General features: G+C 67.7%; 12 protein-coding genes and 1 pseudogene. 9 read left to right on the forward strand and 4 right to left on the reverse strand.

Annotation, left to right across the window (positions count from 1 at the left end):
• The first annotated feature begins 49 nt into the window (after nt 1–49).
• The 8 genes and pseudogenes from AC1Q6P_RS02320 to AC1Q6P_RS02355 all read left to right on the forward strand — a co-directional run bounded on the left by AC1Q6P_RS02320 (nt 50) and on the right by AC1Q6P_RS02355 (nt 7,946).
• Entirely contained in the window at nt 50–1,762 is a 1,713-nt protein-coding gene (locus tag AC1Q6P_RS02320) for a nitrite/sulfite reductase (RefSeq protein ID WP_492662862.1), read from the forward strand.
• Nucleotides 1,763–1,785: 23 nt separating this feature from the next.
• A complete protein-coding gene (locus AC1Q6P_RS02325) occupies nt 1,786–2,274 on the forward strand; it encodes a DUF934 domain-containing protein (RefSeq protein WP_492662863.1) in 489 nt (162 codons plus the stop codon).
• A pseudogene (locus tag AC1Q6P_RS02330) lies at nt 2,271–3,038 on the forward strand (phosphoadenylyl-sulfate reductase); the annotation flags it as partial. The gene AC1Q6P_RS02325 and the pseudogene AC1Q6P_RS02330, both read left to right, overlap by 4 nt.
• 194 nt (nt 3,039–3,232) lie before the next feature.
• Nucleotides 3,233–4,192: a sulfate adenylyltransferase subunit CysD gene (cysD, locus tag AC1Q6P_RS02335; RefSeq protein ID WP_492662864.1), complete on the forward strand. Its 960-nt coding sequence runs from the start codon at nt 3,233–3,235 to the stop codon at nt 4,190–4,192.
• A gap of 2 nt (nt 4,193–4,194) precedes the next feature.
• On the forward strand, nt 4,195–5,514 hold the full coding sequence (locus AC1Q6P_RS02340; RefSeq protein WP_492662865.1) for a sulfate adenylyltransferase subunit 1: 1,320 nt from the start codon (nt 4,195–4,197) through the stop codon (nt 5,512–5,514).
• A 33-nt stretch (nt 5,515–5,547) separates the two neighbouring features.
• Nucleotides 5,548–6,354, forward strand: coding sequence for a uroporphyrinogen-III C-methyltransferase (gene cobA, locus AC1Q6P_RS02345; protein WP_492662866.1), 807 nt, complete (start codon nt 5,548–5,550; stop codon nt 6,352–6,354).
• 89 nt (nt 6,355–6,443) lie between these two features.
• A complete protein-coding gene (gene fdxA / locus AC1Q6P_RS02350) occupies nt 6,444–6,767 on the forward strand; it encodes a ferredoxin FdxA (protein WP_271008677.1) in 324 nt (107 codons plus the stop codon).
• 51 nt (nt 6,768–6,818) lie between these two features.
• The gene (locus AC1Q6P_RS02355; protein ID WP_171825706.1) at nt 6,819–7,946 is read left to right on the forward strand and encodes an NAD(P)/FAD-dependent oxidoreductase; all 1,128 of its coding nucleotides are present in this window, start codon (nt 6,819–6,821) and stop codon (nt 7,944–7,946) included.
• A 66-nt stretch (nt 7,947–8,012) separates the two neighbouring features.
• On the opposite strand, the gene AC1Q6P_RS02360 is transcribed toward AC1Q6P_RS02355, so the two are convergent.
• A complete protein-coding gene (locus AC1Q6P_RS02360) occupies nt 8,013–10,124 on the reverse strand; it encodes a sensor histidine kinase (protein WP_492662867.1) in 2,112 nt (703 codons plus the stop codon).
• A 231-nt stretch (nt 10,125–10,355) separates the two neighbouring features.
• Between AC1Q6P_RS02360 and AC1Q6P_RS02365 the strand changes: the two genes are divergently transcribed.
• Nucleotides 10,356–11,966, forward strand: a complete 1,611-nt coding sequence (locus tag AC1Q6P_RS02365; protein WP_492662868.1) for a recombinase family protein — start codon at nt 10,356–10,358, stop codon at nt 11,964–11,966.
• Between the two features lies 1 nt (nt 11,967).
• On the opposite strand, the gene AC1Q6P_RS02370 is transcribed toward AC1Q6P_RS02365, so the two are convergent.
• Genes AC1Q6P_RS02370 through AC1Q6P_RS02380 form a run of 3 tightly spaced genes read right to left on the reverse strand, consistent with a single transcriptional unit; the run spans nt 11,968 to nt 13,281 of the window.
• A complete protein-coding gene (locus tag AC1Q6P_RS02370; protein WP_492662869.1) occupies nt 11,968–12,504 on the reverse strand; it encodes a hypothetical protein in 537 nt (178 codons plus the stop codon).
• Complete coding sequence (locus AC1Q6P_RS02375) at nt 12,504–12,806, reverse strand: hypothetical protein (RefSeq protein ID WP_492662870.1); 303 nt, start codon at nt 12,804–12,806, stop codon at nt 12,504–12,506. The genes AC1Q6P_RS02370 and AC1Q6P_RS02375 overlap by 1 nt, the downstream gene beginning before the upstream one ends.
• 1 nt (nt 12,807) lies before the next feature.
• The gene (locus AC1Q6P_RS02380) at nt 12,808–13,281 is read right to left on the reverse strand and encodes a D-Ala-D-Ala carboxypeptidase family metallohydrolase (protein ID WP_492662871.1); all 474 of its coding nucleotides are present in this window, start codon (nt 13,279–13,281) and stop codon (nt 12,808–12,810) included.
• Nucleotides 13,282–13,290 lie beyond the last annotated feature (9 nt).

Consider the following 13,290-nt stretch of genomic DNA (forward strand, 5'->3'; position numbering starts at 1 on the left):
TCAGATCCTCAGATCCTCAGATCCACCGAACTCTTCCGACAAGCCCGCCATGTACCAGTACACCGACTTCGACCGCCAGTTCGTCCGCGCCCGCGCTGCGCAGTTCCGCGACCAGCTGGGGCGCAATCTGGCCGGCACGCTGAGCGACGACGAATTCCGCCCCCTGCGCCTGCAAAACGGCTGGTATGTGCAGCGCCATGCGCCCATGCTGCGCGTGGCCGTGCCTTACGGCGTGCTGTCCAGCACGCAGCTGCGCGCCCTGGCCGGCATCGCCCGTGATTTCGATCGCGGCTATGGCCACTTCACCACGCGCCAGAACCTGCAGTACAACTGGATCCCCCTGCCCCAGGCCGCCGATGTGATGGACCGCCTGGCCGATGTCGACATGCACGGCATCCAGACCAGCGGCAACTGCATCCGCAACATCACCAGCGACTGCTTCGCCGGCATCGCGCCCGACGAGATCGTCGACCCGCGCCCCTATGCCGAAGTGCTGCGCCAGTGGAGCACCCTGCACCCCGAATTCGCCTTCCTGCCGCGCAAGTTCAAGATCGCCATCTCGGGCGCGGCCGAAGACCGCGCCGCCATCGCCTGGCATGACATCGGCCTGCAGCTGAAGAAGAACGAGGCCGGCGAGGTCGGTTTCCAAGTGCTGGTCGGCGGCGGCATGGGCCGCACGCCCATCATCGGCCAGGTGATCAACGAGTTCCTGCCCTGGCAGCAGATCCTGGTCTATCTGGAAGCCATCGTGCGGGTCTACAACCGTTATGGCCGCCGCGACAATATGTACAAGGCCCGGATCAAGATTCTGGTTAAGGCCGAAGGCCAGGCCTTCTTCGACGACGTGAACGCCGAGTTCAAGCAGATCCTGGAGCTGGACGAAGGCGGCCGCGAGCACCTGATCCCGCAAGCCGAGCTGGACCGTGTGACCGCAAGCTTCGTCACGCCGGTCGGCGTGCAGCCGGGCGAGCGCAGCGACATCTTCGCCGGCGTGGCGGACGGCGCCTACAAGCGCTGGCTGGAGCGCAACGTCCACGGCCACCGCGTGCCGGGCTACCGCGCCGTCACCCTCTCGCTCAAGCGCGCCGGCCTCGCCCCGGGTGACGCCACCGATGCCCAGATGGACGGTGCGGCCGATCTGGCCGACCGCTTCGGCCTGGGCGAGCTGCGCGTCAGCCATGACCAGAACCTGGTGCTGACCTGGGTGCGTGAGGCCGAGCTGCCGGCCCTGTTTGAAGCCAGCCGCGCGCTGGGCTTCGCCACCCCGAACATCGGCCTGCTGACCGACATGATCGCCTGCCCCGGCGGTGACTTCTGCGCCCTGGCCAATGCCCGCTCCATCCCGGTGGCCGCGGCCATCACCGAGCGCTTCGATGACCTGGACGAGCTCTACGACATCGGTGACATCGACCTGCACATCAGCGGCTGCATCAACAGCTGCGGCCACCACCACAGCGGCCACATCGGCATCCTCGGCGTCGACAAGGACGGCAAGGAGTGGTACCAGGTCTCGCTGGGCGGCTCGGACGGCTCCACCCTCTCGGGCGCCTCGGTCCCGGGCAAGGTGATCGGCCCCTCCTTCGCGGCCGATGAGGTGCCCGATGTGATCGAGTCCATCGTCCAGACCTACCGCCGTGAGCGCGCTGACCACAGCGAGCGCTTCATCGACACCGTGCGCCGCATCGGCCTCGATCCTTTCAAGGCACCGGCTAACGCCGTCCGCACGCTGACCGGCGCGAATGCCGCTACCGAAGCCCAATGACCACCGCCCAGCCGACGACGACCATGAAATTCATCGACAGCACCCATCCCCAATGGCACCACGTGCTCGGCGAAGACGGCCCCATGCCGCACCCGGACCCGGCGCCCCACCTGCTGCTGAGCCTGGAGCAATGGCATGCCGTGCGCGACCACTGGCCCGCGGGCCTGGCCACCGGCGTGGAAGTGCCCAATGACTACGCCATCGAAGACCTGGCGCATGACCTGCCGCGCCTGGCCCTGGTGGCCCTGAAGTTCCCGAAATGGGTGGATGGCCGCGCCTACAGCCAGGCCCGCCTGCTGCGCGCCCGCTACCGCTTTGCCGGTGAGATCCGCGCCACCGGCGAGGTGATCGTCGACATGCTGCCCTTGCTGGCCCGCTGCGGCTTCGATGCCGTGCAGCTGCGCGCCGGCGAAAGCCAGGCTGCGGCCGAACGCGCCCTGGCCTTCTTCCCGGCCCACTACCAGGGCGATGTGGACCACGCACAACCGGTGTTTGCGCGAGGCGCGGCATGAGCGAGGGCGACGTCTCATCGCTGAGCTCGTCGCTGAGCAGCCTGCCCGGCGCCACGGCCAGTGCCTCGGCCGTGGGCCTGTATGCCCGCGCCACGCCCGGCTTTGAAGATCGCGTGGCCGCGAGCGTCGCCCAGCTTCGCGCGGCCGCCGAGCGCTTCGGCGCCGGTTTGATCCAAAGCAGCAGCCTGGGCGCCGAAGACATGGTCATCACCGACCTGATCGCACGCCACGGCCTCACCATCGATATGGCCACCCTGGACACCGACGCTCTGCATGCCGAGACCCTGGCCCTGCTGCCGCAGATCGAGGCGCGCTACGGCCTCTCGGTGCAGGTCTTCCGCCCGGTGGCCGAGCAAGTGGTCCATTTCGTGAAGACGCATGGCGAGCGCGCCATGTACGAAAGCCTGGCCCTGCGCAAGGCCTGCTGCGGCGTGCGCAAGCTCGAGCCCCTGGGCCGCATGCTGGCCGGCCGCACAGCCTGGATCACCGGCCTGCGCCGCGAGCAAAGCCAGAACCGCGCCGAGGTGCCCGCCGAAGAGCTGGACGGCCAAGGCCGGGTCAAGCTCAATGTGCTGGCCGACTGGAGCTGGGCCGATGTCTGGCATTACATCGCCACCCACCAGGTGCCGTACAACGCCTTGCACGACCAGTTCATGCCCAGCATCGGCTGCGCGCCCTGCACCCGCGCCATTGCGGTGGGCGAGGACTTCCGTGCCGGCCGCTGGTGGTGGGAAAACGACGATGCCAAGGAATGCGGCTTGCACAAGACGCATTCCCCGGCGACAGCCGCTACCGCGCAAGGCGCGGAAGTTGGCAGCGACGTTTCGGCGGAGGCTAACTTCGGCGACGCCGAAGTTAAGGATGCGACAGCGTCCGGCCGGAGCCACGACGAGAACGCCAAGGAGTGCGGCTTGCACCAAGCCCGCTCGAACGAAGAATTGAAGTCAGGAGCCACGGCATGAACGCCCCCCTCAATCTGCAAGCGCTGGCCGCCACCGTGGACCAGCGCCATCTGGACCACCTGGAAGAAGAAGCCATCTTCATCCTGCGCGAAGTGGCCGCTGCTTTCGAGCGCCCGGGCCTGCTGTTCTCCAGCGGCAAGGATTCCTGCGTGGTGCTGCGCCTGGCCGAAAAAGCCTTCAAGACCCGCGTGGCCGGCAATGTGTTCAAGGGCCGCCTGCCCTTCCCCCTGGTCCATGTGGACACCGGCCACAACTTCCCCGAAGTGATCGAGTTCCGCGAGAAACGCGTGGCCGAGATGGGCGAGCGTCTGATCGTCGCCCACATGGACGAGTCGATCAAGAAGGGCACCGTGCGCCTGGCCCACCCGCTGGAATCGCGCAACGGCCACCAGACCGTGACCCTGCTGGAAGCGATCGAAGAGCACCGCTTCGATGTGCTGATCGGCGGCGCCCGCCGTGATGAAGAAAAGGCCCGCGCCAAGGAGCGCATCTTCAGCCACCGCGACAGCTTCGGCCAATGGCAGCCCAAGGAGCAGCGCCCCGAGCTCTGGAATCTGTTCAACACCCGCATCCGCCCGGGCGAGCATTTCCGCGCCTTCCCGATCAGCAACTGGACGGAGCTGGATGTCTGGCTCTACATCGCCCGCGAAAACATCCCCCTGCCCAGCTTGTACTTCAAGCATGAGCGCGAAGTGATCCGCCGCAAGGGCCTGCTGGTGCCGGTGACCGAGGTCACCCCGCCCGAGGCCGGCGAGACGGTGGAAACCGCCACCGTGCGCTTCCGCACCGTGGGCGACATGACCTGCACCTGCCCGGTGGAAAGCACGGCCGCCACGGCCGCCGACATCGTGGCCGAAACGCTGACCGTGACCGTCAGCGAGCGCGGCGCCACCCGCATGGACGACCGCACGTCCGAGGCCTCGATGGAGCGCCGCAAGAAGGAAGGGTATTTCTGATCATGAACGCCGTTGCTGAACACCTGATCCACGACGCTGACGTGGACACCCATCACCGCGCCCTGCGCTTTCTCACGGCCGGCAGCGTCGACGATGGCAAGAGCACCCTGATCGGCCGCCTGCTGTTCGATTCCCGCGCCATCCTGGCCGACCAGCTGGACACCCTGGAAAAGCGCGCCGCCGGTGCGCCCATCGACCTGAGCTTGCTGACCGATGGACTGGAGGCCGAGCGCGAGCAAGGCATCACCATCGATGTGGCCTACCGCTATTTCGCCACCAAGACGCGCAAGTTCATCATTGCCGACGCGCCCGGCCATGAGCAGTACACCCGCAATATGGTGACGGCCGCCGCCGGCAGCGATGCCGCCGTGGTGCTGGTGGACATCACCAAGCTGGACACCTCGGTCGAGGCCATCGAGCTGCTGCCGCAGACCCGCCGCCACAGCCTGCTGGCCCATCTGCTGCGCGTGCCCAGCATCGTCTTCGCCGTCAACAAGCTCGACGCGCTGGAACAGCCCGGCCCGGCCTTCGCTGCGGTGGAAAAGGCCTTGCGCGCCTTTGCCGAGCAGGCCGGCATTGCCGTCACCGCCATCGTGCCGGTCTCGGCCCTGCGCGGCGACAACGTCACCCAGCCCCTGGCCGGTGAATGGGCCACCTGGTACCAAGGCCCCTCGCTGCTGCAGGTGCTGGAAAGCCTGCCGGGCGTGCAGGAGAAGGTGGAGGGTCAGGTCTTGATCCCGGTGCAATATGTCGCCCGAGACTCAGGTGAAACGGGTGAAGGCACGGGCCACCAGCCGCGCACCCTCTGGGGCCGCATCGCCCATGGCCAGATCCAGGCCGGCGACGAGATCCAGATCCTGCCCAGCGGTGAAAAGGCCATCGTGGCCGAGGTGCGCCGCGCCGGCGAGACCGTGAGCCACAGCGTGGCCGGTGAATCGGCCGGCGTGGTGCTGGACCGCCAGCTCGACGTCTCGCGCGGCGACTGGATCGTCACCCCGGGTTCGGCCCAGCCGACGCAAAGCTTCAAAGCCACCCTGGCCTGGCTGGACACCGAGCCGGCCGTGCCGGGCCGCAAATACTGGCTGCGCCACGGCAACCGCTGGGTGCAGGGCCGCATCAGCGCCATCGAGCACCGCCTGGACATCCACAGCCTGCAGCCGCTGGAGGCCGAGCAGCTGAATGTCAACGAGATCGGCCATGTGCAGATCGAGGTGCAGGCCGCCCTGCCGGTGGAGGCCTATGCCAGCAACCGCGTCGGCGGCAGCCTGATCGTCGTCGACCCCAGCAGCAACCGCACCAGCGGTGCCCTGCTGGTGCGCTGAAGCCCAGCGTCACGGCCTGAAACGAATCGCCCCATGAGCCCACAAACCGTCCTCTTCGTCAGCGCTGGCCCCGGCGCCGCCGACCTCATCACCGTGCGCGGCGCACGCGCCCTGGCCGCCGCCGAGGTGGTGCTGTTCGACGCCCTGACCGACCCGGCCCTGCGCGATCTGGCGCCGCACGCGGAATGGATCGATGTGGGCAAGCGCGGCTTTTGCGACTCGACCAAGCAGACCGCCATCAACGCCGCCCTGGTCAGGCAGGCCCTGACCGGCCGCCGCGTCGTACGCCTCAAGGGCGGCGACGCCAGCGTCTTCGGCCGCCTGGAAGAAGAGCTGATCGCACTGCATGAAGCCGGCATCGCCAGCGAAGTGGTGCCTGGCGTGACCGCCGCCATTGCCGCCGCCGCCCAGGTGCAGCGCCCGCTGACCCGCCGCGGCAGCGGCCGCAGCGTCAGCCTGACCACGGCCATGACCCGCGATGGCGAACTGCAGGCCGCCCGCAGCGCCGACACCGAGGTCTTCTACATGGCTGGCCGCCAGCTGGCCGCCCTGGGCCGCAAGCTGCTGGAGGCCGGCTGGCCGGCCGACACGCCGGTGCTGGCGGTCTCGCGCGCCGGCTGCGCCGATGCCCTGAGCAGCGACCACACGGTGGCCGAGCTGGCCGCGGCCTCGCTGCTGCACCGCGGCCGGCCGACCGTGGTCACCGTCGGCGCAGGCGCCCGGCCGCTGACCGCTGCGCGGCGCGGCGTGGGGGTTTCAGGCCACGCTTCGCCCACAAATTCCAGCAACACGCCGGGTCTTGCGCCCCATCAAGGCCTGACTCGCAGCCTCATTGATTAAAATCCGCCTTTTGCCGCTGCTTGGCGCCACGCCCGAAACGGGTGCAGCCCGGCAGCGACTCTGGCCCCAACTACACGAGCTGATCCACCATGACCCACGTCGTCCTTGAATCCTGCATCCGCTGCAAGTACACCGACTGCGTCGACGTGTGCCCCGTTGACTGCTTCCGCGAAGGCCAGAACTTCCTGGCCATTGACCCCGATGAATGCATCGACTGCGCCGTCTGCATCCCCGAGTGCCCGGTCAACGCCATCGTGCCGGAAGAAGATGTGCCGGGCAATCTGCAGCACATGATCAAGCTCAATGCCGACCTCGCCAAGAAGTGGCCCAGCATCACCAAGCGCAAGGGCGCCCTGCCCGACGCCGATGACTGGAAGGACCGCACGGACAAGCTGTCCGAGCTGATCCGCTGAACGACTTCGTAAAACTGCTGACGCGGGGCCTGAACGGGGCCCGGCCAAGAAATGGAATCCCAAGTGAACGTAGAGACGACGACCGCGCCCGCCGACGAACTCCTGGCCCCGGGCCCGGACACCATTGAGACCGATGCCGTCATCGTCGGCGCTGGCCCGGTGGGCCTGTTCCAGGTCTTCGAGCTGGGCCTGCTCGAGGTCAAGGCCCACATCATCGACTCCCTGGCCTACCCCGGTGGCCAGTGCATCGAGCTCTACCCGGACAAGCCGATCTACGACATCCCGGCCGTGCCCATCTGCACCGGCAAGGAGCTGACCGACAACCTGATGAAGCAGATCGAGCCCTTCGGCGCGACCTTCCATCTGGGCCAGGAAGTGACCACCGTGCTCAAGCAGGACGATGGCCGCTTCTTCGTCGCCACCAGCAAGGGCACCAGCTTCCTGACCAAGACCATCTTCATCGCCGGTGGCGTGGGCTCCTTCCAGCCGCGCACGCTGAAGGTCGAGGGCATCGACAAGTACGAAGGCACCCAGCTGCACTACCGTGTGCGCAACCCCGAGCAGTTCGCCGGCAAGAACCTGGTGATCGTCGGTGGCGGTGACTCGGCCCTGGACTGGGCCCTGAACTTCTGCGCCGGCAACGACGACGGTGGCGCCCACAAGGCCGAGAGCGTGATCCTGCTGCACCGCCGCGACGGTTTCCGCGCCGCCCCGGCCAGCGTGGCCAAGATGCGCGAGTTGTGCGAGGCCTACGAGATGCAGTTCGAAGTCGGCCAGGTGACCGACATTGTCGAAGCCGATGGCAAGCTGACCAATATCAAGGTCACCGGCGGCGACGGCGTGACCCGCGTCGTGCCCTGCGACCAGGTGCTGGTGTTCTTCGGCCTGTCGCCGAAGCTGGGCCCGATCGCCGAGTGGGGCCTGGCCCTGGAGCGCAAGCAGATCGTCGTCGACACCGAGAAGTTCCAGACCAGCGTGCCGGGCATCTTCGCCGTCGGCGATGTGAACACCTATCCCGGCAAGAAGAAGCTGATCCTCTCGGGCTTCCATGAGTGCGCTCTGGCCGCCTTCGGCGCCATGCCCTACATCAACCCCGACAAGCGCGTGCACCTGCAGTACACGACCACCAGCCCCAAGCTCCATAAAGTTCTGGGCGTCGAGTCTCCCGTGTTCGATTGATCCGGGCTCACCGATCACCAAAACAAAAGCCGCCCTCGAGGCGGCTTTTTCATGCCTTGATGGGGCTCAGCTGGGCAGGCGGATGATGAACTCCGCCCCGCGGCCCGGCGCGCTGTTCAGCGCCAGTTCGCCGCCCAGACGCTGCACCACCAGGCGCTGCGCGAGGTAGAGGCCCAGGCCCGATCCGCCCTGACCCATGCGGGTGCTGAAGAAGGGGTCGAAGACATGGGCTTGGTGCTCGCGGGCGATGCCATGGCCGCTGTCGGCCACGCGCAGCTCCAGGCCCTCGGGCAGGGCCCGGCCGTGCAGGCTCAGGCGGCGCTCGCCGCTCCAGCCCTGGAAGGCATGCAGCAGCGCGTTCTCGATCAGCTGGGCCAGCACCTGGCTGAGCGCCGCCGCATGGCCACGCAGGCGCAGCGGCTGCAGCCCGCTCAAATCGACCGTCACGCCGGCCTCGCGCAAGGCGCCGGTAAAGGCCTGCAAGGTGTTGTGGGCGACCTGGGCGGCATCCATCCACTCGGCCTCCTCACTGCTGTCCTGCAAGGCCAGGGCCTTGAAATTGCGCAACAGCACGGTGGCACGCTCGAGGCCGTGGCTGACGATGTCGAGATTGGCCTGCAGGTTCTGGCGCAGGCCCTGCACGTCCTGCCGGCGCAAGCGGTTGGCCTCGAAGGCCTGGCCGAATTCCTGCAGCCCGGCCTGGGCCGAGCTGGTGGCCAGCAAGGCATTGCCCAGCGGCGTGTTCAGCTCATGGGCCACGCCGGCCACCAAATAGCTCAGCGCGGCCTGCTTTTCATGCTCCATCAGCCGGCGCATGGCCAGCTCCAGCTCGCGGGTGCGCTGCGCCACCTTGAGCTCCAGCTGGGCATGGGCTTCGGTCAGGGCTGCCTCGGCCGCGCGCCGCACCGACATCTCGGCGCGCAGGCGGCTCAAGGTCTCGTTGAGCTCGCCGTTGCGCTGGGCCAGGGCCTGCTCCAGGCTGTTGCCCTGGCGTTGCAGCAGTTCGTTTTGCGCCGCCACGCGGGCATGCTGAACCAGGCTCAACATGCCCTGGCCGAAGTTCTGCTGCTGGGCGCGCAGATTGGCGCCGAGCAGCTGCACCTGGGCCTGGCGCGCCTCCAGGGCCTGGGCCAAATCGCCGCAGTCCTCGGCGCACTCGGCCAGGCGCAGCAGGGCGCGCCCGAGCAGGAAGAGCAAGCCGCCCTGCTCGCACATGGCCCGCACCTCGCGGAACATGAGCAGGGCCTCGCGGGCCCGGCCCGATTTCCAGGCCAGCAAGGCCTGGTTCTGGCGCAGATGGGCGCGGTTGAGCAGGGACAGCGGCTGCTGCGCCGCCAGCTGTTCCACCTCGCGCAGCAGCTGGGCGGCCTCGTCCAGCTGGCCGGTCCAGATCATCAGATTGGCCAAACTGAAGCGGCAGCGCACCCGCGTCGGCGGGCTGCCGATCAGCTCGGCCAGGGCCAGGGCGCGGCGGTAGATCGGGATGGCCTGGCGTGAATCGATGCCCTCGGCCGAGCCGCTCAGCTCGGTGTTGGCGTTCGCATACGCCGCGCCGACCGAGAGCAGCAAGGCGCAGCGCAGGCGCGGCGGCATGTCGCCATCCTGAACGGGCCGGTCGTCGCAGACATCCGGGCCTTCGAGCAGGGGTTCGAACTGGCGGATCAGCTCGACAAACATCTCGGCCGCCATCAGCACCCGGGCCAGCAGCAGACGGGCCAGCTGGCGCGAGCGCGTATCGCCGATGCTCTCGTACAAGGCATCGGCCTGGCCCACCGCCTGCATGGCGGCGGCGGTCAAGCGGGTGGCGCTTTGCACCAGGGCCATGCTGCACAGCACATCGGCACTGACCCGGGCCGAGCCCAGGCTCTGCGCACTCTCCAGCAAGGCATAGGCCTGCTCGGCCGCGGCCGGGCTGCAGCCGTTGAGCAGCTGCAGGCGCAGCTCGCGGGCTTGCAGGCGCAGCACCAGATCGGGCGTCAGCTCAGGCCGGGCCAGCCATTGGTGCAGGCTGTCCAGCGCCTCGTCCTGCCGCTCCTCCAGGATCAGCTCGTCGAGGGCCTGCAGCCAGGCCGGGTCGGCCTGCGCATCGGCAGGATGCGAACCGGCCGGCCCGACTGGTTCAGGCACAGGGCTGGGTGGCAGGCTGGGCGGGGCGCTGGGTGCCGGACGGAGCGTCATGGCCCGAGTGTCCACGCGGCCCGCAGCCAGAGCAAGCCCGGGAAAGAACGCAAATCGGGCGCGACGCTAGAATGCGCGCTTCGCTGGGGGTGCTGGCTTTCTGAAGGGAAAGCCGGCTGAGAAAGTCCCTTTGAACCTGATCGCTGGCTCCGGCCGGCATGCCGATCCCCGGATCGGCACGAGTTAAGCCCCGACCCACAAAGATAAACTCTCGCGCATCAAGGAGAACAGATGCGCGCGAAGGTCTATAGCTATCTCAGGTTCAGCGATGCGAAGCAGGCCGCAGGGGCCAGCAGCGACCGCCAGCAGGCCTACGCCAAGGAGTGGGCGCGACAGAACGGCCTCACCCTGGATGAGTCTCTTAGCATGCGTGATGAGGGCCTGAGCGCCTATCACCAGAAGCATGTCAAACGTGGCGCCCTGGGCGCGTTTCTCCTGGCCGTCGAAGACGGCAAGGTGCCCACCGGCTCCGTGCTGGTCGTGGAAGGCCTGGACCGCCTGAGCCGGGCCGAGCCCATCGTGGCGCAGGGCCAGCTGGCCCAGATCATCAATGCCGGCATCACGGTGGTCACCGCGAGCGACAGCAAGGCGTACAGCCAAGAAAGCCTCAAGGCCAACCCCATGGATTTGGTCTACAGCTTGCTGGTGATGATCCGCGCCCACGAAGAGTCCGACACCAAGAGCAAGCGCGTGCGAGACGCTATCCGCCGCATGTGCCGCGGCTGGATTGATGGCACATACAAGGGCCTGATCCGATACGGCCAGACACCGGGCTGGCTGCGCGTTGAGGGCGGGAAATGGACCCTCATCCCCGAACGCGCCGAGGCCTACCGTCTGGCCGTGGACAGGTTCCGAGCTGGCCACGGCCTGGGGCCAATTGTCCGAGAGCTGCACGAACGCGGGCTTAGCCTGGGCGGCACTGCGGCCGCATCCGGTCACCTCTTGCGCATGCTGGTGCATCCGGCCCTGAAGGGAGAAAAGCGCATCGAGTTGGACGGCGAGACTTTCGTGCTGGAGGGCTATTACCCGGCCGTCATCAGTCCGGCAGAGTGGGATGAGGTTCAGCTGCTGGCTGGCCAGCGCTCACGCAAGATGATCCGCAACAAGGTGCCGGCCATCCTCACGGGCTTTGGCGTCACCATCTGCGGCTACTGCGGCAAAGCCAAGAAGACGCAGACCATGGTCGCGCGCATGCGAGAAGATGGCTCGGTGCCCGATGGAAACCGCAGGCTGCAATGCACCAGCGACAATACAGCCACCCCCTGCCCGGTGCGCAGCTCATGCTCAGCGGCCCCAATAGAGCGGGCGCTGATGCGCTGGTGCAGCGACATGCTGAACCTGCAGTCCCTTTACTCCAGCGATGCCACAGCTGCGCCCCGGGCCGCAGTTGCAGCCGCCCAGGCCAAACTGGCGCGCATCGATACGCAGCTGGAGCGCCTGACCGAGGCGATGCTGGACGACAGCGCCGGCACGCCTCAGGTGTTTGTCCGCCGAGCCAGAGCCCTGGAGGATGAACGGCAGACCGTAGAGCGAGACCTACAGGCAGCTGAGCGCGCATTGGCTGAAGCTGGCCGATTCGACCCCAGCGGGTCTGAGGAGCAATGGCGCGAGCTGGCGGCCGGCGTTGAAACCCTGGACACCGAGGCCAGACTCAAGGCCCGACAACTCATTGCAGACACCTTTGAGCAGATCGTGGTCTACAGGGTCGGCATCCAGCCCGACACACCCAAGGGAACAATGGACATCCTGCTGCGCGCCAAAGGCGGCAAAAGCCGCCTGCTGCAGATCGACAAGCGGGGTGAACTGCTGGCAGGCGCCGAGTTCACCCCACAGCCGGCCTGAGTCAGCGCGGAGGCTCACCCCGAGGCGGGCCGTCAGCCGACTGCCCGGCGCGCGGGTTGCTGCTGCCGTAGTAGTAGCCCAGCACCAGGCCCAGGCCCATGTCCAGCGTGCCCAGGGTGCGCATGATGATTTCGCGCATCTCCTGGGGCACCACATGCGCCAGCAGCCACGCCTGCACCGCGAACCAGCCCAGCACAATGACCGCAGCCAGCAGGCGCGGCGTCCAGCTGTCGCCCGTGGCCACCTCGCGCTTGCGTGCATCGGCGCGGTCCTGGCCAGCAGCCTGGGTGAGCGCCAGCACGCTACCAAAGCCAAGCTCGCGCATGCGCAGCTGAAAGCCCTGCTCTGCCTCGCGCAGCTTGGCCAGCTGCTCAGGCGAAGCCGCCGCCACGGCCTGCGATACCTGCTCAGCGGTCGCACCCTCTGCCCCCAAGGCCTCGGCCGCCGTCTTGAGCGCCTGCACCGCCAGGCCGCCCGGGCCTGCTGCTGCGGCCGCGATCCAGGGCGCGACCTTGCCCATGAGCTTCTGCAGCTCCATCACGCACCGCCTTTCTGCAGCCAGATCAACAGGGCCGCGATGGCCCAGCCAGGCAAAGCCGTCGCAATGGCATCAGCCAGCTCGACACCATGCATGCCCGGATTGATGCGGTTGTCCTGGGCATCGGCGGCCTCTTTGGTCACCCCGGCCGCCGTGGCCGCCACAAGGGCGCCCGAGGCGGCACCCAGCATGTCAGGCGGCGCCCCCACGACGATGGGCACCAGGCTGGCCAGCACGATGCCCACCAGGGCGGCCAGCAGGCCAGCCATGGCATGCGCGAGCTTGTCTTTCGGAATCGTCATCTCAAATCTCCTGAATGCCCAGCTGGGGACCAGCGGGGCCAATGGTTATCACGCGGTTGACCGGCTTGGCAGGCTGGCGCGTGGAGGTATGCACCCAGGCCGTGCGCCCGGGCTTTTCATAGATCAGCTGACCGATGCCCAGCCCGCGAACCAGAGGCGCCAAGGCCAGAGCGATGAGGTAGGGCGAGCCGAAGTCCGGCGCCGTCCAATCGACGGCCATGGCGCGCGGGTGGTCGCTGCTGGCACTGCTGCCCACGGCCCGATTCAGCTCCAGACTGCGATAGCCGCTGCTGATGAGGATGGGCACCGGCTTGCCCGCGAGGCCGGAAAGCGCCTCTCGAATGCGCTCCATCATCTGGGCGGTACGCCGGGCCTCCTCCAGCAACACGGCCGGCAGCTCGTTGTAAATGCCACGCTCAGCGGCCGTGGCGCTGGCCACGAATTCAGCCAGCGTGAAATGCTGCGAGAGCTTCATAGCGTCCCC

The organism is Roseateles sp. GW835-FHT13E02 (assembly GCF_058794035.1).